General features: G+C 71.9%; 21 protein-coding genes. 12 read left to right on the top strand and 9 right to left on the bottom strand.

Annotated features, from left to right (window positions below; genetic code table 11):
• Positions 1-132: 132 nt before the first annotated feature.
• On the bottom strand, positions 133-1458 hold the full coding sequence (locus ABT114_RS22135; RefSeq protein WP_351144518.1) for an ABC transporter substrate-binding protein: 1326 nt from the start codon (positions 1456-1458) through the stop codon (positions 133-135).
• Between the two features lie 117 nt (positions 1459-1575).
• Between ABT114_RS22135 and ABT114_RS22130 the strand changes: the two genes are divergently transcribed.
• Entirely contained in the window at positions 1576-2076 is a 501-nt protein-coding gene (locus tag ABT114_RS22130; RefSeq protein WP_351144517.1) for an SCO4402 family protein, read from the top strand.
• Positions 2077-2123: 47 nt separating this feature from the next.
• On the top strand, positions 2124-3005 hold the full coding sequence (purU, locus tag ABT114_RS22125) for a formyltetrahydrofolate deformylase (protein ID WP_351144516.1): 882 nt from the start codon (positions 2124-2126) through the stop codon (positions 3003-3005).
• Positions 3006-3194: 189 nt separating this feature from the next.
• Here the strand turns inward: purU and ABT114_RS22120 are convergent, their stop codons facing one another.
• Both ABT114_RS22120 and ABT114_RS22115 read right to left on the bottom strand, forming a co-directional pair.
• A complete protein-coding gene (locus ABT114_RS22120) occupies positions 3195-4415 on the bottom strand; it encodes a zf-HC2 domain-containing protein (protein WP_351144546.1) in 1221 nt (406 codons plus the stop codon).
• 323 nt (positions 4416-4738) lie between these two features.
• A complete protein-coding gene (locus ABT114_RS22115; protein ID WP_351144515.1) occupies positions 4739-5320 on the bottom strand; it encodes a sigma-70 family RNA polymerase sigma factor in 582 nt (193 codons plus the stop codon).
• A 358-nt stretch (positions 5321-5678) separates the two neighbouring features.
• Here ABT114_RS22115 and ABT114_RS22110 point away from each other — a divergent pair, with 358 nt between their 5' ends.
• Together ABT114_RS22110 and ABT114_RS22105 are read left to right on the top strand one after the other, a co-directional pair.
• A complete protein-coding gene (locus tag ABT114_RS22110; RefSeq protein WP_351144514.1) occupies positions 5679-6059 on the top strand; it encodes an STAS domain-containing protein in 381 nt (126 codons plus the stop codon).
• A gap of 165 nt (positions 6060-6224) precedes the next feature.
• The gene (locus tag ABT114_RS22105) at positions 6225-6734 is read left to right on the top strand and encodes an EF-hand domain-containing protein (protein ID WP_351144513.1); all 510 of its coding nucleotides are present in this window, start codon (positions 6225-6227) and stop codon (positions 6732-6734) included.
• Here ABT114_RS22105 and ABT114_RS22100 read toward each other — a convergent pair.
• A complete protein-coding gene (locus tag ABT114_RS22100; protein WP_351144512.1) occupies positions 6713-8221 on the bottom strand; it encodes a class I adenylate-forming enzyme family protein in 1509 nt (502 codons plus the stop codon). The genes ABT114_RS22105 and ABT114_RS22100 overlap by 22 nt on opposite strands.
• A 150-nt stretch (positions 8222-8371) precedes the next feature.
• Here ABT114_RS22100 and ABT114_RS22095 point away from each other — a divergent pair, with 150 nt between their 5' ends.
• The 3 genes from ABT114_RS22095 (at position 8372) to ABT114_RS22085 (ending at position 11429) form a co-directional block, all read left to right on the top strand.
• Positions 8372-9529, top strand: a complete 1158-nt coding sequence (locus ABT114_RS22095) for an acyl-CoA dehydrogenase (protein WP_351144511.1) — start codon at positions 8372-8374, stop codon at positions 9527-9529.
• A 9-nt stretch (positions 9530-9538) separates the two neighbouring features.
• Complete coding sequence (locus ABT114_RS22090) at positions 9539-10423, top strand: acyl-CoA dehydrogenase family protein (RefSeq protein WP_351144510.1); 885 nt, start codon at positions 9539-9541, stop codon at positions 10421-10423.
• 535 nt (positions 10424-10958) lie between these two features.
• Positions 10959-11429, top strand: coding sequence for an ATP-binding protein (locus ABT114_RS22085; protein WP_351144509.1), 471 nt, complete (start codon positions 10959-10961; stop codon positions 11427-11429).
• Positions 11430-11844: 415 nt separating this feature from the next.
• Here ABT114_RS22085 and ABT114_RS22080 read toward each other — a convergent pair whose 3' ends face one another.
• Positions 11845-12771, bottom strand: coding sequence for a cyclase family protein (locus ABT114_RS22080; protein WP_351144508.1), 927 nt, complete (start codon positions 12769-12771; stop codon positions 11845-11847).
• 84 nt (positions 12772-12855) lie between these two features.
• Here ABT114_RS22080 and ABT114_RS22075 point away from each other — a divergent pair, with 84 nt between their 5' ends.
• The 4 genes from ABT114_RS22075 to ABT114_RS22060 all read left to right on the top strand — a co-directional run bounded on the left by ABT114_RS22075 (position 12856) and on the right by ABT114_RS22060 (position 17383).
• Entirely contained in the window at positions 12856-13767 is a 912-nt protein-coding gene (locus tag ABT114_RS22075) for an SDR family NAD(P)-dependent oxidoreductase (RefSeq protein WP_351144507.1), read from the top strand.
• A gap of 24 nt (positions 13768-13791) precedes the next feature.
• Positions 13792-14964, top strand: a complete 1173-nt coding sequence (locus ABT114_RS22070; RefSeq protein WP_351144506.1) for an acyl-CoA dehydrogenase family protein — start codon at positions 13792-13794, stop codon at positions 14962-14964.
• On the top strand, positions 14964-16013 hold the full coding sequence (locus ABT114_RS22065; protein WP_351144505.1) for a Zn-dependent alcohol dehydrogenase: 1050 nt from the start codon (positions 14964-14966) through the stop codon (positions 16011-16013). Before ABT114_RS22070 ends, ABT114_RS22065 begins: the two co-directional genes overlap by 1 nt.
• Before the next feature lie 89 nt (positions 16014-16102).
• On the top strand, positions 16103-17383 hold the full coding sequence (locus ABT114_RS22060) for an MFS transporter (protein ID WP_351144504.1): 1281 nt from the start codon (positions 16103-16105) through the stop codon (positions 17381-17383).
• Here the strand turns inward: ABT114_RS22060 and ABT114_RS22055 are convergent.
• The gene (locus ABT114_RS22055; protein WP_351144503.1) at positions 17273-18310 is read right to left on the bottom strand and encodes a GlxA family transcriptional regulator; all 1038 of its coding nucleotides are present in this window, start codon (positions 18308-18310) and stop codon (positions 17273-17275) included. The genes ABT114_RS22060 and ABT114_RS22055 overlap by 111 nt on opposite strands.
• 71 nt (positions 18311-18381) lie before the next feature.
• Here ABT114_RS22055 and ABT114_RS22050 point away from each other — a divergent pair, with 71 nt between their 5' ends.
• Entirely contained in the window at positions 18382-19692 is a 1311-nt protein-coding gene (locus tag ABT114_RS22050; RefSeq protein ID WP_351144502.1) for an MFS transporter, read from the top strand.
• Between the two features lie 3 nt (positions 19693-19695).
• On the opposite strand, the gene ABT114_RS22045 is transcribed toward ABT114_RS22050, so the two are convergent.
• From ABT114_RS22045 to ABT114_RS22035, 3 genes are all read right to left on the bottom strand, one after another.
• On the bottom strand, positions 19696-20331 hold the full coding sequence (locus ABT114_RS22045) for a flavin reductase family protein (protein ID WP_351144545.1): 636 nt from the start codon (positions 20329-20331) through the stop codon (positions 19696-19698).
• Between the two features lie 100 nt (positions 20332-20431).
• A complete protein-coding gene (locus ABT114_RS22040; RefSeq protein ID WP_351144501.1) occupies positions 20432-21223 on the bottom strand; it encodes an enoyl-CoA hydratase/isomerase family protein in 792 nt (263 codons plus the stop codon).
• 1 nt (position 21224) lies between these two features.
• On the bottom strand, positions 21225-23450 hold the full coding sequence (locus tag ABT114_RS22035; RefSeq protein WP_351144500.1) for an acetate--CoA ligase family protein: 2226 nt from the start codon (positions 23448-23450) through the stop codon (positions 21225-21227).
• Between the last annotated feature and the right edge of the window lie 18 nt (positions 23451-23468).

Below are 23468 nucleotides of genomic sequence, written 5' to 3'. Positions count from 1 at the left end.
GGCGCCCATACTACCCCGCCGGCGCGGGGGGGCCCCGCGCGCGCGCCTCCGCCCGCCCCCCCCCCCCCCGCCCCCCCCCCCGGGCCCCCCCGGGGGGGGGGGGGGGGGGGGGCCCCCCCCCCCCCGCCCCTCTCAGCTCAGGTCCCCGTCCTCCAGCGTCGCGGTCACGTTGACGAAGCCCTGCTTGGCCGCCACGAGCCGCCCCTTCCGTACGACCTGAAGGGTCACGTCGGCGTTGGTCAGGCGCGGGAAGCCGACGGAGGCGAGCCGGTCCTGGAAGCGCCAGCGGAGGGTCGGGGTCAGGCCGCCGGTGCCGATCTTGAGCCCGTCGTCCAACGCGCGCCGCACGGTGTCGGCGGACACCTCACCGTCGGCCAGCGACTCGACGATCCGCTTGAACACGGTGTACGCGATCCAGGTGGTCTGCACTCCGGCGTCCGCGGCGTCGATGCGGTTGTCGGAGAAGGCCTCCTCGCTGATCACCTTCTTCATCCCGTCCCAGCGCGCGTCGCTCGCCACCGGGTACCAGCCGGTGATGTACGCCCCTTCGTACGGCCCCGACGCCCCGCCCGACGCGTCGATCACGGTCTGGTCGACGCTGCCCAGCACGGTGGCGGTCCGAACGGCCGGATAGTCCTCGCGGGCACGCCGGAACGAGTCCATGAAGGTGCTGGTGGCGTCCCCGAGCGCGGGCACCACGCACCCCTGCTCCTCATCCTGCTGCCCCGTCCCGTCGCTGGTTGCCTGTTGCAGGGCGCGCTCCGACTGCGTGGAGTACTCGGTGGCGTCCTCCTCCGCCAGTACGTCGTCCGTCTTCGCGTGCTTGCCCGCCTTCAGTCCCGAGTTGAGCAGATCGGGCAGGGCGTCTCCCGCGATGGTGTCCGGGCGGACGAGCGCGACCGATCCGCAGTTCGCGGCGAGCTCCTTGCCGAGGCCGGACAGCAGCGTGGGCTGGCCGCCGTTGACGGGGTAGGACAGGGGACTGGTGAACTCGGCGTTGGTGAGACCGTAGCCGCCGATGTACGGGATGCCGGCGCCCTCCAGCGGCGGGAAGAACGAGTCGGCGTACTGGCTGTAGGAGCCGAGGACCGCGACGGCTTTCTCCTTGACGGCACGCCGGGCGCACTTCGCGGCGGCGACGCTGTCGTTGTGCTCGTTGCAGGTCAGCACCTTGAGCTTGCGGCCTCCGGCCAGGCCTCCGTGGGCGTTGATCCAGCGGGCATAGGCCTGGGCGAAGGCGGGCATTCCGGGCTTGTTGGTCGCGGACGTGTCCTCGGGTGCCCAGGTCATGACGATGATCGGGTCGTCCCCTGAACCCCCCGCGGTACCGGGGACGACCCCGCAGCCGGCGGCGAGGGACGCGCACGCCACCAGGATGCCGGCGGCACGACGGACCGCTCTGGCGCGTCGGCTGGTGTCGGGGAGGAAGGTGCTGCGCATGTGTCGCCTGCCAGTCATGGACACGCACGATTCCGTCACATCCCTAACCTGGGAGTGACCTCCGGTCAACGCGGGGTGACGTGAAGGTGAATTGCGGGGGGTGGTGAGAGGTCCGAGAAGGGGAACGTACGATCGATGACCGTGCAAGGTTCGGAGAACTCTTCCCGTCGCGGCCGTCGCTCCTCCACCATGGGCGGCATGCCACTGAACGACATGCCCTGGTGGCGCTGGCGCAGCAATGTGCGCTCCGCGCTGCACATGCTCTCCGACCCCGTGTTCCAGCGGGACGTCTGGCTGGCCGGCGTGGACGGATACGGAGACGTCACCGACGCCGTGTACCGCCTGGTCGAGGACACCTGGCTCGACAACTGGTCCGCCGAGAAGTACGTCGGCACGATATTCCGGGACTCGCAGGAGGCGGCGCTCGTCGACACCGCCGTCCTGCGCGTGCTGCGGATCATGCACCAGGTCGGCCCGGACGCACCCGTCTCCGCGTACGTCGACCACGAGGCGTGGCCGGAGGCGATACGAGCGGCGCGCGACGCGCATGTGCGGCTCGCGGTGAGCGACGGGGACGACCCGGACGCGCCCCCGCGGACGCTCGAGGTACTGCGGATCCTGACACGGTCCGCGTAGCGGACGGAGTTCCGCCGGGGCCCGGCGGATATGGGACCCTGTCCTGCATGAGTGAGCAGTCCACCCGAGCCGCGGCCCCGGCCGACCAGTACGTCCTCACCCTGTCCTGCCCTGACAAGAAGGGCATCGTGCACGCCGTGTCGAGCTACCTCTTCATGACTGGCTGCAACATCGAGGACAGTCAGCAGTTCGGCGACCACGACACGGGTCTGTTCTTCATGCGCGTCCACTTCTCGGCGGACGCCCCGGTGACCGTGGACAAGCTGCGGGCCAGCTTCGCCGCGATCGGTGACTCCTTCCACATGGACTGGCAGATCCACCGGGCCGAGGACAAGATGCGGGTCGTCCTGATGGTCAGCAAGTTCGGGCACTGCCTGAACGACCTGCTGTTCCGGGCGAGCATCGGCGCGCTGCCGGTGGAGATCGCGGCCGTGGTGTCCAATCACACCGACTTCGCCGAGCTCGTGGGCTCGTACAACATTCCCTTCCACCACATCCCGGTGACGAAGGACACCAAGTCCGAGGCGGAGGCGCGGTTCCTCGAGCTGGTGCGCGAGGAGAACGTCGAGCTTGTCGTCCTCGCCCGCTACATGCAGGTGCTGTCGGACGACCTGTGCAAGCAGCTCAGCGGGCGGATCATCAACATCCACCACTCCTTCCTGCCGAGCTTCAAGGGCGCGAAGCCGTACCACCAGGCGCATGCGCGCGGTGTGAAGCTGATCGGTGCGACGGCGCACTACGTGACCGCCGACCTGGACGAGGGTCCGATCATCGAGCAGGAGGTCGAGCGGGTCGGCCACGGCGTCACGCCGGACCAGCTGGTCGCGATCGGGCGCGATGTGGAGTGCCAGGCGCTGGCGCGGGCCGTGAAGTGGCATGCGGAGCGCCGGATTCTGCTGAACGGTCGGCGGACGGTCGTCTTCGCGTAGCCGCGTGCCCGCGTAGCCGTGCGGGCAGTCCCGGGCGGGTGATCCGCGCTGAGCGCTCCGCTGGAAGCGCGGTGACGAACCCGCGGACTCGGACTGGCCCTGGTCGCGCTCACGCGGCGGAGCCGCATATCGGCACAGCCCCGCGCCCCTTACGGGGCGCGATACCGCACCGGACTTCGTCAAGGCTGCTCAGATACGGCTCAACGACGCCGCGGCCAACAGCACGTCCCTGATCGCCTCCCGGTCCCCGACCTGCCCCGCGGCCGCCTCCTCCGGCGGGACATGCCCCGCCGCGAGCCGGCAGAACTCCACGCCGTCCAGGGCGACATGGGCCACCTCGTGGTCCGCGGAGCCCACCGCCGCCGGGGAGTCCAGCGGGATCAGCCACTCCCCGCCGCCGTGCCCCTCGATCTCCAGCCGCAGACTGCGCCCGGGCCCACCGGCCGGTACGAGGTGCCGCCCCCGGCCGGGCGCGGCGAGCCCGGCGCGGCGGCGCTCGGCCAGCGCACTCGGCAGCATCCGGGCCGCGAGGTCGATCATGCGGTGCAGATGGCGCGGGGACGGCGGACCATAGGGATAGTCCACCGCCTCCGCGATGTCCTCCGCGTGCACCCAGCACTCGAACGCGCGGTCCAGCATCGCGTCCCGCAGCGGCAGTTCGACCTCGCCGCCGCCGTCATCGCCGTAGGACACCGTCAGCTTCCCGGAGCCGCCGCCCGTGAACGACACCATCCGTACGATGCCGTGGCTCTGCTCCCGCCACGGGGCGCGTACGGAGCGGGTGGGCGGGAAGTGGGACGTACGCCAGTACGCCTCCGTGCGGCCCGCCGGTGTCGGCGCCGTGCCGGCCGGGAGGTTCGCCAGCGGGTCGTCGAGGCCGAGTGCGATCGCGACGAGACCGTCGACCGCCAGCAGATGCGCGATGACCCCGGCGACGGTCGTACGGTGGCTCGCCGCAGCGGTCCCGTCGAACCAGCGCAGCCGCACGGGCGCGTGCCACTCGGCGTCCCCGAAGTCCTGGAGCAGCGCGTCGAGGCGGGCGGTCTCGGCGTCGTACGCGTGGGCCCAGTCGGGCACCGGGATGCGCGGCGGACGCCGGTCGAGGCAGCCCGCCAGGACGCGCGTGCGCAGTCCCGGGTCCAGGTCCAGGGGCTCGGGCGGGTGCAGCAGGCCGACCGCCTCGCGCAGCCGCCGTGCCTCGTCCGCGCAGGCGCCGCAGCTGCCGAGGTGCTCCTCGACGGCCGCCGTCTCCTCGGCCGAGCAGGCCGCCAGCGCCCAGGCGCCCAGCAGCGCCTTCAGAACCGAGTGCTCCAGTGCGAGCGGCGCGGGGCCCGGCGCCGGGGCGGCCAGGCCGGCGGGTGCGGGCAGCGGCAGTCCGGTGTCCTCGACGGAGGCACGTGGCATCGGTATGCGGGGCGGCGGGTCACCGGCATCCTGGCCGTCACCGTCGGCGGGGCCGCCCGGTCCGTCGGGACCACCTGGTCCGCCCGGTCCGCTGGGACCATCTGGTCCGCCTGGTCCGCCTGGTCCATCTGGTCCGGCCGGCTCGCTGGGGCCGCCCGGTTCGGCGGCTCCCTCGGTGTCCGCGGGGGGCGGCGCTCCGAACCCGCCTTCCTTCTGGCCCTTTTGCCCCTCTTTATCCTCTCCGTGCTCTCCGTGCTCTCCGTGCTCTCCGCGCTTGTCGTGCTCCTCACGCTCGTCTTCGTCGTACCCCTCGAAGTAGTCCACCCCGGTCACGCCGCACCTCCGTATTCGGGTGGTGCCCCGGGTGCGCCGACGTCGTGGGCGGTGGACAGGAGTTGCAGGCCCAGGCGGAGCCGGCGGCGGGCCTCGTCCTCGGTGACGCCGAGGTCGGCGGCGGCCTGGCGGTAGTCGCGGCGCTGGAAGTAGGCCAGATCCAGGGCGGCCCGCAGCGGGGCCGGCATGGACTGGACGATGTAGTCGGCGCGGGCGGCGACCGAGGCGTGACGCACCTTGAGCTCCAGTTCCTCGGCGGAGCCGGGGCTGTCGCCGGTGAGGGCCGCGGTCTCGGTGGCGCGCAGGCGCTGCACGGCCAGGCGGTTGGTCAGGTCGGCCACCCAGGTGCGCAGGGGGCCTTCCTTCGGGTCGTACGCGTCCGGGTGTTCCCAGACGTGGGCGAAGACCTCCCGGGTGACACCGTCGGCGGCCCGATCGTCTTTGAGCACGCGATGGGCGAGACCGTGCACAAGCGATGCGAACCGGTCGTAGAGCTCGCCGAGGGCGGCCGCCTCACCGCGTGCGAGCCGCTGCTGCATCTTGCGGTCCCAGCGGGGCGGTGCGTCCTTTTTCGCCATGCGGTCCCCTCACCGGTACGTCCCGGTCCGTCCTGTGTCCAGCGTGCGCCCACCTTCACCCTGAATGTAGTCGGCACGTCCGGCAGTGCACGCCCCTTTGTTGCAATGTGCGCCCCTCGAAGAGTCGTGGGTGGTAGTGAACCGCCGAAGGGCCTTGGAAGGACCTTGGAATGGAGCTTCTGCTCACTCGGCTACCCAACAACCTAGCGATCAGACGCGATCGAACAGGATCGAATTCGATTGAAACAAGCCTTCTCTGATCGATATCCGTTTCTCGGGGGGTGTTTCAGGGAACAGCCGCTGGGCAGCCGCGCTGCAAGGAAGCGAAGGAGTTGCTTCCATTTGGCGAGCGAAGGGCGTGGTGGTGGCATTCAAAGTGACCGACGGTGAGCACGGCGACTGGGCCGTGCTCCATGTGTCGGGCGAACTGGACCTGGTGACGTCGCCCACGCTGCGTCAGCGCGTGCACGACGTGGTGGCCGAGGGCCGCCACAGCCTCGTCCTCGATCTGTCCGAGGTGTTCTTCTGTGACTCCAGCGGCGTCGGCGTCCTCATCGCCGCCCGCCGTCTGCTGCGTTCCTGCCGGGGCAGCCTGCGACTGGTCCTGCCGGCCCAGGGCGCGGTCGAGGGCTCCCATGTCAACCGGGTCTTCGGTGCGCTGGGCGTCCGCCGCCTGTTCGACGTCCACCCGGACCTCGCCACGGCGGTCACCGAGGAGTCCCGCCCGCTGTCGGCGTGAGCGGCCTCACTTTCCTGCCCTCTGCCACACCGTTCTCCGCCACACCGTTGTCCCGGAATTCCACCGGTCTTGGCACAAGCGTCGTTTTCCCCTCCCGGATCGCCCCCGGCGTCGTACGCTCCAGGTCAGATGCACCCAACGTGACGTAAGGCGGGCCGAGAAGACATGGTGAGCAGCGAGTACGAGCGCAGGATCGCCGCCCGGTTCGTCGTCTTCGACCAGGACGGCAGCGGCTACATCGACCGGGAGGACTTCAGCGTGGCGGCCAAGGCGCTGCTCGCGGAGTTCGGCACTCCGGCCCGCTCCGACAAGGGACAGGCCCTGTACGCCGGCGCCGAGGCGTTCTGGCAGGGCATGGCCGGAATCGCGGACCGGGACGGCGATCAGCGCATCACCCGGGAGGAGTTCGTCAACGGCGCGGTCAAGCGCCTGCGCGACAACCCCGACCGGTTCGGCGAGATCGCCCGGCCCTTCCTGCACGCGGCCCTGGACCTGGCGGCCGCCCCGGACGGCACGGCCACCGTCGCGGACGCCGCGCGCGTGCTCACGATCCTGGGCGTGCCCGAGGACATCGCGCGGACGGCGGCCGCCACGCTCGACACCGACGGCGACGGCCGGGTCGGCGAAGCGGAGATCGTGCCCGCCTTCGCCGGCTACTTCACCGTCCCCGAATAACGCTCCCTGAGCTGGTACTTCAGCACCTTCCGCAGGGTCTCGTTGCGCGGCAGGGCGTCCACCACCTCCAGCTGCTCCGGCAGCTTGTGGACCGACAGCCCTTCCGCGCGGAGATACGACGTCACCGCCTCCAGGGTCAGCCTCTCGGCTCCCGACGGCTGTTCGACGACGGCGCAGACCCGCTCCCCGCGTTCGGCGTCCGGCAGCCCGACGACCGCGACGTCACCGACCGCCGGGTGCCCGTGCAGCAGGTCCTCGATCTCCTTCGCCGAGATGTTCTCGCCCTTGCGGATGATGATGTCCTTGAGGCGGCCGGTGAGGACCAGATGCCCGCTGTCGGTGAGGTGCCCGACGTCGCCGGTGCGCAGGAACCCGTCCCCGTCGAAGGCGTCCGCCGTCTGCGCGGGGTCCAGATACCCCTGGCACACGGCCTCCCCCTTCAGCCGGACCTCCCCGTCCACGATCCGTATCTCCATCCCCTCCGGCGGCCGCCCCTCCGTCGTCGCCAGGTTCTCCACCGTGTCGTCCGGCGCCCCCATGGTGATCATCGGCACCTCGGTCATCCCGTACCCGTGGGTGAGCTGCACCCCCATCTCCCGTACGACGGCGTGGTACACCTCCGGCGGCTTGGGTGCTCCGCCGCCCGCGAGCAGTCGCAGGGACGGGATGACCTTCGAACCCGGTTGCTTGCGCTGCTCGGCGAGGAACATCGAGTAGAACGCCGTCGATCCGCCCGCCACCGTCACCCCGTGCCTGCGGTACCCCTCCAGCGCGTCGGGCAGCGCGAACTGCTCGAACATCACCGCCGGGAAGCCGTACAGCAGCAGCATGACCGTGTAGTCGGGGCCGGCGATGTGCGCGTACGGGAAGGCCATCGAGCCCACGTCGTCCGCCGACAGGTGCAGCGCGTGGGCGAGGCAGGAGCCGCCCGCGATCAGCGAACGGTCCGTGTGGAGTACGCCCTTGGGGTCGGAGGTGGTGCCGGAGGTCCAGTAGATCCAGCGCACCGACGTCCCTTCGGCGGGCGGCGGGGGCAGTACGGACGGATCCCCGTCGGGGAGGATGTCGTACACCTCGAAGATCCCCTTCGCCCCCAGTCGCCGTGCCATCTCCGTGTGGTCGAAGCCCCGCCATGTCCCGGGTACGGCGAAGAACTCCGCCTTGGACTCACGCAGCGCGAAGCCGACCTCCCGGTCCCGGTAGAAGGGGATGACCGGCGTCTGTACGGCGCCCAGGCGGGCCAGGGCGAAGGACAGCACGGCCGTCTCGATGCGGGTGGGCAGCTGCCAGGCGACCACCGTGCCGGGGCGTACGCCCATCCCGTACAGCCCGGCCGCCACCCGTTCGGCCCGCTCACGCAGCTCTCCGAAGGACAGCGAGCGGTCGTCCTGGAGGAGGACGGGACGGCCGGGGGTGAGGCCGGCGCGGCGGACCACCAGTTCCCAGAGGGTGCGGGCGGAGCTCAGAGCGTGTGCGGTGTCGTTCACTTCGGCCCCCTGTCCGTGTACAGCTGACGGATAGTCAGATTGTGGGCAGAGCGTAGGGCCGACCGCCTTGTCGGTCCAGGGGTGCGCGACTAGCCTGCTCGACAGTGAAGAACTGACGGATCATCAGATGAGTGGCGGGACGAGTAGCCCATGGATCTCTCCTACACGCCCGAGGAGGAGGAGTTCCGCGCGCGGCTGCGGGAATGGCTTGCGAGCGTGCTCCCGACGCTGCCGGCGAGGCCGTCCCCCGACGACTGGCCGGGGCGCAGGGCCTACGACCTCGGCTGGCAGCGGATGCTCCACGCCGCCGGGTACGCGGGGCTGCACTGGCCCGTGGACGCGGGCGGCCGGGGGGCCACCCCCACCCAGCACCTGATCTTCCTGGAGGAGACCGAGCGGGCGGGCGCACCCTACGTAGGGGCCAATTTCGTCGGGCTGCTGCACGCGGGGCCGACGATCGCCGCCGAGGGGACGGCCGAGCAGCGCGCGCGCTGGCTGCCGCCCGTCCTGCGCGGCGAGGAGGTCTGGTGTCAGGGCTTCAGCGAACCGGACGCCGGATCGGATCTGGCCGCGTTGCGCACGCGCGCGCGTAGGGACGGCGATCACTACGTGGTGAGCGGGTCCAAGATCTGGACCTCCCACGCCGAAGTCGCCGACTGGTGCGAGCTGTTGGTGCGGACGGACCCGTCGGCGCCCAAGCACCGCGGGATCACCTGGCTTGCCATGCCCATGGACGCGCCGGGCATCACCGTACGGCCGCTGCGGACGCTCGCCGGGTCCGCCGAGTTCGCCGAGGTGTTCCTCGACGAGGTACGGGTGCCGGTCGCCAACCGGGTCGGGGAGGAGAACGACGGCTGGCGGGTGACGATGGTGACGCTCTCCTTCGAGCGCGGCACGGCGTTCGTGGGCGAGGTGGTGGCCTGCCGGCGCGTACTGGACGAACTCGCCCGTGAGGCACGCAAGAACGGCCGCTGGGACGACCCGGGCCTGCGGCGCCGGCTGGGCGTGCTCAACGCCGAGTTCCGCGCTCTGTGGCGGCTGACGCAGTGGAACGTGAGCGAGGCGGAGGCAGGGGGTGGCGGGGTGCCCGGCGTCGGGGGTTCGGTTTTCAAACTGAGGTACTCACACGCGCGTCAGGAGCTCTACGACACCGCGGCCGACGTTCTGGGAGTCGAGTCGCTCGATCTCGACCGGCCCTGGGTGCTCGACCGGTTGTCCTCGCTGTCGTACACCATCGCGGCCGGCACCTCGCAGATCCAGCGCAACATCGTGGCCGAGCGGATCCTCGGACTGCCGAAGGGGCGGTGACTGTCCGCAATGCGTTTCCAACTCACGCAGGACCAGAGAGCGTTGCGGACGGGCGTGCGGGAGTTGCTGGCCCGGCGCTTCGACCGTGAGGCGCTGCGGGCGGCCGTGCACCGGCGGGGCCTGGACCGGGCGCTGTGGCGGGAGTTGGGCGCGGCGGGGTTCTTCGCACTGCGGGTGCCGGAGGCGGACGGCGGGGTGGGACTGGGGCTGCCCGAGGCGGTGTTGGCGTTCGAGGAGGCGGGCCGGGTCCTGCTGCCGGGTCCCCTGGTGGCCACGCATCTCGCGGCGGGCGCGGTGCCGGGAGCGGCTGCCGGGCAGGTCGTCGTGGCGGCCGTGGACGGCGGGCTCGTGGAATGGCTGGCGGAGGCGGACGTGGTGTGCGGGGACGCCTCCGGGGCCGTACCGCTGACGTCGGTGGACCCGCTGACGCCCCTGCACCGGGTGCCCGAGCCGGCCGGGCCGGGTTCCGCTTCCGACCCCCTCGCCGTGCTCCTCACCGCCGCAGAGCAGCTCGGCACGGCCACACGCGCGTGCGAGCTGGCGGTGCAACACGCCCGGACACGTGAGCAGTTCGGGCAGCCGATCGGGGCCTTCCAGGCGGTCAAGCACCTGTGCGCGCAGATCCTGGTGCGGGCCGAGGTGGCCCGCGCGGCGGTCTACGCGGCCGCCGTCACCGCCGACCCGGTCGACATCGCCGCGGCCCGGCTGCTCGCCGACGAGGCCGCCGTACGCGGTGCCCGCGACTGCCTTCAGGTGCACGGCGGCATGGGCTTCACCTGGGAGTCCGAGGTGCATCTGCACCTGAAGCGGGCGTGGGTGCGGGCGCGGCGTACGGGCGGTGTCACGGAGAGTGAGGAACTGCTCGCGGCCGACCTGGCCACCGGCACGGCATAGGGCCTGACCGCTGGGCTGCCGGCGCCGCGAGTGTCACGGATCGTGGCACAGCGGAACTACGGAGCGTTGATATCGGGCTGTGTCCTGTGGCGGGGCTCGTCACGGCCCGGAGTCGGCACCCCGCTCCGGTACCTTGTGTGGGATGCGAGTGGTTCCGGATATGAGCCATACCGGTGTTGCCCTTGGGGTGGCCCCGGATCCGGCGGTGCGCGCCGCTGCTCGCGGGACGGGAAGGGCCTGTTTCGCGCCGCGCTTCCTGGCCTGTTCGACTCCCCGCGGCGTGGGTCGCACAGTATGCCGCACGAGTACTCCTTGGCGCTGGAATATGCCCGAAGCGCTTGTTGGGGTGACTGTACGTCAACCAAGCTGTCCTACAAGGGATTCACGTTCCGTGATCCTGGCTCCGGCCATTGTCCTGGCCATGCTGAAAATGGCTACGATCGTGGCCCTCGTCATGGCCCTCGTCGTGGCGCTCGCGTGGCGCGAGTCCATGTGTCCGCCGGTTCGGATGGTGTGAGCGGTGCAGGTGCTACAAGTGCAACTGGAGGTCCGGCCCGACCCCGCCGAAGTGGGGCGTGCTCGGAGGTGGGCGCGCTCACGGCTCGCCGGATCCGGGATAGAGGCCGACGAACCGCTCGCCGAGACCCTCGTCCTCCTCGTCTCCGAGCTGGTCACCAACGCCGTGGTGCACACCGGCTGTCCGGCTGTCCTGCGTCTGTCGCTGGCTGCCGTGGCGGCGGAGGTGGCCACCGTCCGCCTCGAGGTGGCCGACGCCAGTGACCGGGCGCCGGTGCCCCGGTGCCCGGACGGCGACGAGACCGGCGGCCGTGGCCTGGCCCTCGTCGACGGCCTCGCCGATCGCTGGGGCTGGAGCCCCGAGGGTGCGGGCAAGCGCATCTGGTGCGAACTGGACCGCTGCGAGCGGCCCGAGGCACCCGAGGCGAGCTGCAGTGGGGTGGCGCCGGAGTACGAGGGGCTGGCGTACGGGGCGTACGAAGCCGTGTGACACGCACCCATGACGGGTGTGTATGACGGGCGCACGGGCGCGGGAGCTCCGTCGCCCCTGGTGCGCGGGTGCGGAAAGCGCTGCCGTCCGGTGAGGGCCGGGACGTCGTGCGCCCGGACGTGCTTCCGTGCGCGCCCACGGCAAATAGGGGCGTAAGTAATAAATCCCCGATCGGGTGTTGACGTGACGTGTCCGTTTGATCACGCTTGTGGGCAGCGATTCGCCGCGAGGGGACGGCGAGGGTCTCGGTGACGGGGGCCCTCGGCGAGTGTGGGTCGTGAATTCGGCGTCGTTTTCCTCAGGGCCAAGGGGAACCGGGGCGGGTACGCCGGAGTCGGATGGCGGCGCGCGGTGCCGTGCTCGGGGCGGGCAGCGGCGCGCCGCCAGCCGAACTCATGTCGCGGGCCCGGCTCGTCTACAGGATCGCGACCGGTGCCACCGGGGTTCCCGTCGCGCCGACGAACGGCTCGGGCATCGCCGACAGCAGGAACGCGTAGCGCCCTTCTTCTCCACAGGCTGTGGACAACTTTTCGAGATTCCAGTTCTGGCCCTGCAGCATGCCCATCTCCACGAGGTCGAGCGCGTGTACGGGCAGCCACAAATCCTCGATCTCGGGCGGAAATATCTCAAACGTGAGGGTGTCGTTCGCAACCGCCGCCACATCGCGCGCGTGGAACCACTCCGGCGTCCGGATCGACAGCCCCGGCGACGGGTAGGCGTACGCGTGCTTGTCGCCCGCGAGATAGGCCTGGATCTGTCCGGTCCGCACGAGCACGATGTCACCGGCACGCACGCGTGTGCCGGCCAGTTCCTCGGCGGCCTCCAGGTCCTCCGGGGTGACGGCGTGCCCGCCGTCCAGTCGCTCGACGCCACGCGCGCGTGCCACGTCGAGCAGCACCCCGCGCGAGACGATGTGGCGGGCCTTGTCGATGCCGCTGAACTCGGCGCCGCCGTGCGCGGTGACGGTGCCGGCCGGGCGGCCGTTGTAGAGCCTGCCCGAGTGCGAGACGTGGGTCAGCGCGTCCCAGTGGGTGGCCGCCTGGAGCCCCATGGTCACGGCGTCGTCGCTGCACGCCACCGTCCCCGGCCCGAAGATCTCCTGGTTGATCTGCACCATGGCGTGCAGCGGATTGACCCGCCCCGGGATCATCCCGCTCTGCACGCCGTCCTGCTGGAGGGGGAGGGCGAGCGGGACACGCCGTCCGGTGCGCACGCATGTGGCCGCCTCCCGGACGACCTCGTCGGTGATCAGGTTGAGGGTGCCGATCTCGTCGTCGGCTCCCCAGCGCCCCCAGTTGTTGACGCGCTTGGCGATCTCGTGGAACTCGTCCGGCAGCGACATGAATCCTCCCCGGGGCTTGTCTCCAGGCATCCGACCGGTCATAAAATCTAACGGTCCGTCAGATATCGCGGGAAGGGGCCGGGCGTGGGGAACTTCTTGGCAGGCAAGGTCGTCGCCGTGACGGGCGCCGGACGGGGCATAGGCCGGGCGGTGGCGCTGGCGGCGGCGGCCGAGGGCGCGCGGGTCGTCGTCAACGACTACGGCGTCTCCGTGGACGGCGCCTCACCGACCAGCGAGGTCGCCGAAGCCGTGGTCAAGGAGATCGAGGCCGCGGGCGGCGAGGCGGTCGCGGTGGCCGACGACATCTCCACCATGGCGGGCGGGCAGCGGGTGGCCGACACGGCCGTGTCGGCGTACGGCCGGCTGGACGGTGTCGTCTGCGTGGCCGGCATCCTGCGCGAGCGGATGCTGTTCAACATGTCCGAGGAGGAGTGGGACCCGGTCGTGGCCACCCACCTCAAGGGCACGTTCACCGTGTTCCGGGCGGCCTCCGCGGTGATGCGCGGCCAGCGCTCCGGCACCCTGATCGGCTTCACCAGCGGCAACCACCAGGGCTCCGTCTCCCAGGCCAACTACAGCGCCGCGAAGGGCGGCATCATCTCGCTGGTGCGCAGCGCCGCGCTGGGCCTGCACAAGTACGGGGTGACCGCCAACGCGGTGGCCCCGGTGGCCCGTACGCGGATGTCGGCGAACGTGCCCATGGAGCTCACGGAGATCGGCGAACCCGAGGACGTGGCCGCGCTCGTGGTCTACCTGCTGTCCGACCGGGCGAAGGAGCAGCGGATCACCGGCCAGGTGTACACGATCGCCGGGCCCAAGATCGCGGTGTGGGCCCAGCCGAGGGAACTGCGGGCCGCGTACGCCGACGGCTCCTGGACCCCCGAGCGGATCGCGGACTTCCTGCCGGGGACGGTGGGGACGGATCCGATGCCGTTGCTGGAGCGAGTGGAGGCGATGGAACGGGCGGCGAAGGACGGGGCCCGGCCGAACGCCTGAGCATCTCTTTCCGAGGAGGTCACCGTGGAGTTCGGGTTCACGCCGCAGGACGAGGCGTTCCGCGCGGAGGCACGGGCGTGGCTCGCCGCGCATGCCGACGCCGAGCACGCCGACGACGCCCAGGACCGCCGTGCCTGGGAGCGCACCCTCGGCAAGGCGGGCTGGATCGGCCTCGGCTGGCCCGAGGCCGGCTACGGCAACCGCACCGCCACCCTCACCCAACAGGTCGCCTGGGCCGAGGAGTACGCCCGCTCGCCCGCGCCCCCGCGCTCCGGGCACATCGGCGAGAACCTCCTCGCCCCCACCCTCCTCGCCCACGGCACCGACGACCAGAAGTCCCGCTTCCTCCCCCCGATCGCCGCAGGCGACGAACTCTGGTGCCAGGGCTACAGCGAACCGGGCGCCGGCTCCGACCTGGCCGGCGTGCGCACCACGGCCGAACGCGAGCCGGAGGGGACGTACTACCGGATCACGGGTCAGAAGATCTGGACGTCACTCGCGCACGAGGCGGACTGGTGCTTCGTGCTGGCGAGGACGGAACCGGGTTCGCGGCGTCACCACGGGCTGAGCTTCCTGCTCGTCCCCATGGACCAGCCGGGCGGCCGCGTCGAGGTCCGCCCCATCCGCCAGCTGACCGGCACGAGCGAGTTCAACGAGGTGTTCTTCGACGGGGCACACGCGCGCGTGGAGCACGTCGTCGGCGGTGAGGGCGGCGGCTGGCGGGTCGCGATGAGCCTGCTCGGCTTCGAACGGGGTGTCTCGACGCTCGCCCAGCAGATCGGCTTCGCCGCGGAGTTGGGGCGCGTGGTGCGTACGGCCGTGGAGACGGGGGCGGTGACCGACCCCGTCGTACGGGACCGGCTGGTGCGCCAGTGGGCCGAGTTGCGCACGATGCGCTGGAACGCCCTGCGCACGCTGGGACGTACCGGCGACGCGGGCGCGCCCAGCGTGGCCAAGCTGCTGTGGGCCGGCTGGCACCAGCGGCTCGGGGAGCTGGCGATGCTGGTGCGCGGCGCGGCGGCGGGCGTCGGCCCTACGGACTGGTCGCCCACGGCACCGTACGAACTCGACGCCCTCCAGCACCTGTTCCTGTTCTCCCGGGCCGACACGATCTACGGCGGCTCGGATCAGATCCAGCGCACGATCATCGCCGAGCGCGTGCTCGGCCTGCCCAAGGAGCCCAAGGGAGTCGCGTGATGAGAGGCGTGATCTACGACGGGAAGCAGGTCCAGGTCGCGGACGATCTGGAGGTACGGGATCCCGGCCCCGGCGAGGTGCTGGTCGCGATCTCCGCGGCGGGCCTGTGCCACAGCGACCTGTCCGTGGTGGACGGGACCATCCCCTTCCCCGTGCCCGTGGTGCTGGGGCACGAGGGCGCGGGCGTGGTGGAGGCGGTGGGGGCGGGCGTCACGCATGTCGTGCCCGGGGACCATGTGGCCCTCTCGACGCTCGCGAACTGCGGTACGTGCGCGGAGTGCGACCGGGGCCGGCCGACGATGTGCCGGCACGCGATCGGCCGGCCCGGGCGGCCGTTCTCCCGGGACGGCCGCCCGGTGTACCAGTTCGCCGCCAACTCGGCGTTCGCCGAACGGACCGTGGTGAAGGCCGTGCAGGCCGTCCGCATCCCGAAGGACATCCCGATGCCGTCCGCCGCGCTGATGGGGTGCGGGGTGCTGACCGGGCTGGGCGCCGTGCTCAACCGCGCGCGCGTGGACCGCGGGGACAGCGTGCTCGTGATCGGGACGGGCGGCATCGGCCTCAACGTCATCCAGGGCGCGCGGATCGCGGGCGCCCTGCGGATCGTGGCGGTGGACGCGAATCCCGCGAAGGAGGCGGTGGCGCGCCAGTTCGGCGCGACGGACTTCCTGACCTCGACGGAGGGCGTGCGCGACGTCCTGCCGACCGGTGCGGACCACGCCTTCGAGTGCGTCGGCCGGGTCGAGCTCATCCGCGAGGCGATCGACCTGCTGGACCGCCACGGCCAGGCCGTCCTGCTCGGCGTGCCCCCGGCGACGGCGGAGGCGTCCTTCCGCGTCGCCTCCCTCTTCCTGGACAAGGCGATCCTCGGCTGCCGCTACGGCTCGTCCCGCCCGCAGCGGGACATCGCGCTGTACGCCGAGCTGTACCGGCAGGGCCGCCTGCTGCTCGACGAGTTGGTGACGGGGACCTACCCGGTCGAGGACTTCGAGAAGGCGCGGGCGGACGCGGAGGCGGGACGGGTGGCGAGGGGGGTCCTGACGTTCTGACCTGCGCGGTTCGGGTCGGCGGCGCGAGTTGTCCACAGGGTCGGGAAAATCCCTGGGGTGTTGTCGGTGCCGACCCCTAACGTCATCGCATGAGCTACCGCGACGTCGCCTCCCGACAGGTCCTGGCCTGGGCCTGCACCGCCGTCGGCGCCCGCATGCCGGTGGCCATGGCCCCGCTGGCCCTGGTCTTCCTGGTGCGCGAGCGCCCCGGCGGCTACTCCTTGGGCGCGATCCTCGCGGCGGCCTATGTGATCGGCGAGATCGTCGGCGCCCCCGTCCTCGGGATGCGGCTGCGGCCGGAGCGGGCCCGCACCCACCTGGCCGTGGGTCTCGCTGTGGGAGCCGTCGGTTTCGCGGGGCCGGGGGTGTTCCCCGACGCGCACCCGGTCGTCCTCGCCGCGTTCGTGTTCGTCGCCGGTGCCGCCCCGGCCGCCTCCACCGGTGGCCTGCGTACGCTGCTCACCAAGCTGGTCCCGGAGCGTGCGGCGGCGCAGGCGCTGTCCATCGAGTCGATGCTGATGTCCGGGGTGTGGGCCGTCTCCCCGGCCGCGGTCGCCGGCCTTGCCCTCGGCGTCGCACCGCGCGCCCCGCTGCTCCTCGCCGTCTTCCTGATGACGTCGTCGGTCGCGGGCCTGTGGCTGCTTCCGGCCGGCTGGGGTACGGACGACGCGGCCGGGAAGGACCGGGCGGGCGGGGCGCTGTTCCGGCTGCTGACCGGCGCCTGGCCGGTGTACGTCACGGGCGCGGCCAGTGTGACCCTGCTGGGGCTGGCCGAACTGGTCCTGCCCGCCCTGCTCGAACAGCGCGGCATCGGCGTCGGCTGGTCCGGCCCGCTGCTGACCGGGATGGCGGTGGGCGGAGGGCTCGGCGCGTTCGCCTACGGCCTGCGGACCTGGCCGGGACTGCTGCGCACCCGCAGCGTGGTGCTGATGGCCGGGACGTCCCTCTGTGTGACGCTCGCCGCGCTGATACCGGACACGGCGGGGATCGCGGTGGCGCTGACCGTGGCGGGCACGCTCCAGTCGGGCGCGATTCTCATCCGCAACCTGTCCCTGCGCGAGGCCCTGCCGCCGAGCGCCCTGGCCGCCGGTTACTCCATCATGTACGCGGCCGCCGGCGCGGGTTACGCGGCGACGGGCTCACTGGCCGGCGCCCTCCTCAACGTGGTGGCACCGTCCACGGCCGTCCTCGCCGGGGTGGGCCTGACGCTGCTGCTGACAGGGGCCGGCTGGTGGGGCGAGGCGCGTCACGCCGCGCGTTCAGCGCGCGGCGCCGACATCGCCGTAGCACTCGCTGCCGCCGAGCCCACCGCTCCTGACCCGGAACGTCCGCCGATACGTGGTGGGGGTGACCCCGAGCGCAGCCTGTAGGTGCTGCCGCATCGACTGGGCCGTGCCGAAGCCCGCGTCCCGGGCCACCTGGTCGACCGACAGGTCGGTGGACTCCAGCAGGTGCCGGGCCCGTTCGACGCGCTGCTGGGTGAGCCACTGGCCCGGGCTGACGCCGACCTCCTCGCGGAAACGGCGGGTGAAGGTGCGTACGGACATGGACTCCTGGGCGGCCATGTCACGCAGCTGGATGGGTTCGTGGAGGCGGCCGAGGGCCCAGGCGCGGGCGGCGGTCGTGGTGGCCACCTGCGGGTCGGGCACGGGCCGGTCGATGTACTGGGCCTGCCCGCCGTCGCGGTGCGGCGGTACGACGGTGCGGCGGGCCACCTCGTTGGCGACCGCCGTGCCGTGGTCGCGGCGCACGATGTGCAGGCACAGGTCGATCCCGGCCGCGACGCCCGCCGAGGTCAGCACGTCGCCGTCGTCGACGAACAGCACGTTCGCGTCGACCTTGATACGGGGGAAGAGCCGCTGGAGGCGTTCGGCGTCGGCCCAGTGCGTGGTCGCGGGGCGGCCGTCGAGGTGGCCGGCGGCGGCGAGGACGTACACGCCGGTGCAGATGGAGGCGAGCCGGGTGCCGGGCCGGATGTGCGCGAGCGCGGCGGCCAGCTCGTCGGTCAGCACGCCCTCCTCGAAGACCGGGCCGAGCTCGTACGACGCCGGGACGACGACCGTGTCGGCGGTGGCCAGGGCCTCCGGGCCGTGGGCGACCTGGACGGAGAAGTCGGCGTCGGTCTGGACGGGCCCCGGCGGCCGGACCGAGCAGGTGACGACCTCGTACAGGTGCCGTCCCTCGGCGTCCTTGGGGCGCCCGAAGATCCGGTGCGGGATGCCCAGCTCGAAGGGGAGCAGCCCGTCGAGGGCGAGCACGACGACGCGGTGTGGACGGAACGCACGCTCACTGGCCATGGCCCGATCCTAACGAATGCTGTCTTTCGGGCCACTCGTTTGTCAGGCTCCCGCATCGGAAGCTCTATGTCGTGACCCAGACAACCGAAGCCGCAGCCGCCATGGCGGAATCGCCGTCCAAGAGAAGGCCCCGCATCCATCGTGCGTGGTTCGTCGCCGCCGTCACCTTCGTCACGATCATCGGCGCGGCGGCCTTCCGCTCCCTGCCCGGGCTGCTCATCGACCCGCTGCACGAGGAGTTCGGCTGGTCGCGCGGCACGGTCGGCGCCGCCGTCTCCGTCAACCTCGCCCTCTACGGGCTCACCGCGCCGTTCGCCGCCGCGCTGATGGACCGCTTCGGCATCCGTCGGGTGGTCGCGGTCGCGCTGACCGTGATCGCGGTCGGCTCCGGGCTGACGGTGTGGATGACAGCGGCCTGGCAACTGCTTCTGTGCTGGGGCCTACTGGTGGGCCTCGGCTCGGGTTCGATGGCGCTGGCGTTCGCGGCGACGGTGACCAACCGCTGGTTCACGGCGCGCAAGGGCCTGGTGACCGGCATCCTCACCGCCGCCTCGGCCTCCGGCCAGCTGATCTTCCTGCCGCTGCTCTCCTGGATCGTCGAGAAGCACGACTGGCGCCCGGCGGCCGTCACCGTGGCCCTCGCGGCCCTGACGGTCGTCCCCTTCGTCTGGCTGTTGCTGCGCGACCATCCGGCGGACGTGGGCCAGAAGCCGTACGGGGCGACGGAGTTCGTACCGAAGCCGGCCCCCGTCCCGGGCGCCGCCCGCCGCGCCGTGACCGTCCTCCTCTCGGCGGTCCGCACCGGCCCCTTCTGGCTGCTGGCCGGCACCTTCGCGATCTGTGGCGCCTCGACCAACGGCCTGATCCAGACCCACTTCGTGCCCGCGGCCCACGACCACGGCATGCCCATCACGGCGGCGGCCTCGCTGCTGGCGGTCATCGGTGTGTTCGACGTGGCCGGCACGGTGGCCTCGGGCTGGTTCACCGACCGCTTCGAACCGCGCCGCCTGCTGGCCGTGTACTACGCGCTGCGCGGCATCTCGCTCCTCTTCCTCCCGCTGCTGCTGGCGTCCACCGTGCACCCCCCGATGATCTTCTTCATCGTCTTCTACGGCCTCGACTGGGTCGCCACCGTGCCGCCCACCCTGGCCCTGTGCCGGGAGCAGTACGGCGACGACAGCGCCATCGTCTTCGGCTGGGTCCTCGCCTCGCACCAGGTCGGCGCCGCGCTCGTCGCCTTCCTGGGCGGTGTCGCCCGGGACGTCTTCGGCTCGTACGACATGGTCTGGGTCGCGTCGGGAGCGCTGTGCGGGGTGGCGGCGCTGATGGCGCTGGTGATCAGGCGACGGCCGGTGGGGGCGGCGCAGGTGGCGTCGGCCTGACCGTCAGCGTTCCTCCCGGAGCCGCACGAAGCGCCCCCGATGGAACACGAGCGGACTGCCGCCGGCATCGGCGCTGCCGCCTTCGCCGGTGCCGAGGGCGTCCACCCGGCCCACCACGATGAGGTGGTCGCCGCCGGTGTGCACGGCGTGGATGGTGCAGTCGATCCAGGCGAGGGCCCCGGTGAGGCGCGGTGCGCCGGAGACCGGGGCCGGTTCGTGCGCGACCCCCGCGAACTTGTCCGCACCGCTCACCGCGAAGGCGCGGCACAGCTCGCCCTGGCGCTCGTCCAGAACGTTGACGCAGAAGACGCCGGCCCGGGCGATGCGCGGCCATGTCGTCGACGTACGGCCGACCATGAAGGCGACGAGGGGCGGGTCGAGGGAGAGGGAGGAGAAGGACTGGCAGGCGAAGCCGGCGGGGGAGCCCTCGCCGTCGGCGGGTGGTGCCGTGACAACGGTCACGCCCGTCGCGAAGTTTCCCAGCACCCGCCGGAACTCGCCCTGGTCGACCGGCGCGCGCTCGTCCTCGCCGACACACCGCAACTCCGGCCGCGGCAGCGCCTCGACGGGCGCCGGGGCCGAAGCCCCGGCCGACCTGAGGTAACGAACGGCGGCTGCCGCCATCCCTGCGTGTCCCATCATGTTCACATTGAAGCTGACGGTTCGTCAGATTGGAAGGGTCGCCGGCCCCTGAACTGCGGGCCCCTGAACTACGGGCCCCTGGACTGCCGGCCCTGAACTACCGGCCCCTGAACTCGGGACTCCTGCGCTCCACGAACGCCGTCACCCCCTCCCGCGCGTCCTCCGCCGTCATGTTGATCTCCTGCGCGGCGGCCTCCGCCGCGAAGGCGGTGGCGCGGTCGGTGTCGAGGGAGGCGTTGACGAGCTGCTTGGTGAGGGTGAGGGCGCGGGTCGGGCCGGTGGCGAGGCGTTCAGCCCATGCGCGGGACGTCTTGTCCAACTCCTCGTCCGGTACGACCCGGTTGACGAGCCCGAGCCGTTCCGCGTCCACGGCGCTCACCGCGTCCCCGAAGAACATCAGCTCCTTCGCCCGTTGCGGCCCGACCAGCCGGGGCAGCAGATACGCACCCCCGCCGTCCGGCACAAGCCCCCGCCGTACGAACACCTCGATGAACCTGGCGGACTCCGCGGCCAGTACGAGATCGCAGGCGAGCGCGAGATGCGCGCCGAGCCCCGCCGCCGTACCGTTCACGGCGGCGATCACCGGCTTCTCGCAGTCGAGTACGGCGCCGGTCAGCCGCTGGGCGCCGAGGCGGATCGTACGAGCCACGTCACCGGCGACCCGCTCACCCGCCGTGGCGGCTCCCCGCAGGTCCGCACCCGAGCAGAAGCCCCGCCCGGTACCCGTGATGACGACGGCCCGTACGTCAGGGTCGGCGGAGGCATCGCCGAGCAGCCCGATGACCCGCTCGCGCTGCCCGGGCGTGAGGGCGTTGAGCGCCTCGGGGCGGTTCAGAACGATGCGCGAGACATGCCCCTCGACCGTGTGCAGAACCCAGTTCTCCTCCATGTCAGCGGCACACCGCCAGCGCGTCCAGCGCCACCGCGCCCTGCCCCCGGGGCAGCACCATCAGCGGATTGATGTCCAACTCCGAGAGCACGTCGCCAAGTTCGAGCGCCATGCGCTGTACCCGCAGTACGACCTCCACGAGCGCGTCGAGATCGGCGGGCGGCCGTCCCCGCACCCCGTTGAGCAGCGCCCGCCCCCGCAACTCCGCGAGCATGTCCCGCGCCTGGTCCTCGCCGAAAGGCGGAACCCGCACCGCCGCGTCCCGCAGCACCTCCACCAGCACCCCGCCGAGCCCGACGGTCACCGTCGGCCCGAAGAGCTGGTCGTGCGTGACCCCGACGACCATCTCGACGCCCCGCTCGACCATCTGGCACACCAGGACACCGTCCAGCGTGACGTCCTCATGGCGGGCGATGTCGGTCAACTCCCGGTAGGAATCGCGGACTTGACTGGCCGAAGTCAGCCCGATCTTCACCAGGCCCAACTCGGTCTTGTGCGCGATCTGCGCGCCGGACGCCTTCATCACCACGGGGTAGCCCACCAGGCCCGCCGCCCGTACGGCGGCCGCCGCGCTGGTCACCAGCTGCTCGCGCGGCACCCGGATGCCGTACGCCCGCAGCAGCTGCTTCGCCGCGTGCTCGCTCAGCTGCTGGCCGGGTCGCATCAGGGCCTGCGCCTTGCGGAAGGAGGGGGAGACGGTGCGCGGGGCCTCGTCGAAGGGGGAGCGGTAGGCGCGGACGAAGCGATGGTGGTCGAGGTAGGCGCGGACGGCGGTGATGCAGTTGCCGACCGTGCGGAAGGTCGCCACCCGGGACGAGCCGAGCAGTACCTCGCGGTACGCCGGCTCGGTGCCTACCGGCGACCCCCACACCACGCACACCAGCTTGTCCGTCCGCTCGGCCGCTTCCACCAGGTCCTGCACGAGCTTGTCGCTGAGCGGCGGAAAGGGCCCCGTGATGGGGCAGACCAGCACCCCCACCTCCGGATCGTCGAGAATCGCGTCGATGATCTTCCGGCCGCGCCAGTCGCCCACCGGATGACCGCCGTTGTCGACGGGATTGGCCACGCTCAGATATGGCGGTATCCACTCGTGCAGCTCGGCCTGCTTGGCCTCCGACAGTACCGGCAGCCGCAGCCCGGCCTCACTCGCCAGGTCGGCGAAGTGCGCGCCCGTACCGCCGGAGATGGAGCACACGACGACCCCGTCGGCGAGCGGAGCCCGCGCCCGGGCCAACAGCGCTGCGGTGTCCTGGAGTTCGTCGAGCCCGTCGACGCGGATCACCCCGTACTGCCGCATCGCCGCGTCGACCACCGTGTCCGCGCCGGTCAGCTTGCCGGTGTGCGAGGCGGCCGTGCGGGCACCGGTCTCGGTGCGGCCCACCTTCACCGCGACGACGGGCACCTTGCGGCGGGCGGCCCGGTCGGCGGCGAGGAGGAAGGAGCGGCCGTCCTTCAGGCCCTCCACGTAGCAGGCGATGGCCCCGACCTCGGGCCGCTCGGCGAAGTAGGAGATGAAGTCGGCGGTCTCCAGATCGGCCTCGTTGCCGGTGGGTGCCCAGTGCGAGAGTCGGATGCCGAGCTCCTGGAGTGCGAAGACGGGGCGGCCCTGGTGCCCGGACTGGGTGATGAGGGCGATCGCGGGCCCGTCCAGGTCCTCCCGGAACTGCTCGAAGGCGTTGAGATTGGTGTTCGGCCCGAGGAGGCGAAGCCCGGACCGGCCCACAGCTGCCGCCAGTCGCGCCTGCGCGAGGGCCCCCTCCTCGCCGGTCTCCGCGAACCCGGAGGCGAACGCGACCGCGAACTTCACCTTGGCCTCGGCGAGTTCCTCGATCACGGGCAGCGGATCGGCGACCAGCAGTACGGCGAGATCGACCTGCTCGGGCAGCTCGGCCACGGACGGACAGCAGGGGATGCCGAAGACGGCCGTGCGGGTGGGATGGACGGGGTGCAGGCGCGCCTCGACCCGTCCGGCCCAGGCGATCAGCTGCCGGGTGATTCCGGTGTTCGGCCGCCCCTCGGCGTCCGAGGCGCCGATCACTGCGACGGACTCGGGCCGGAAGAACCGGTCGAGGTCGGGCACGCCTGCGTACAACGGCCGCCCGCTGACGTCGAGATCGTCGACGTCGGCCGGCCGGCCGTGGACGGCGGGTCCGGGTTGCTCACCGCAGGCGATGACCCGGGCCCGGCGGGAGTCGGTGGTGAGGGTGCCGTGGGTTGATCCAAGCATCGGTCCGCCCGCTCCTGT

The sequence above is a fragment of the Streptomyces sp. NPDC002088 genome, assembly GCF_040296605.1.
In the GTDB taxonomy this organism is placed as follows: Bacteria; Actinomycetota; Actinomycetes; order Streptomycetales; family Streptomycetaceae; genus Streptomyces.
Note: the sequence above shows the minus strand (reverse complement) of the source record. Positions and strands in the feature narration are given on the sequence as shown.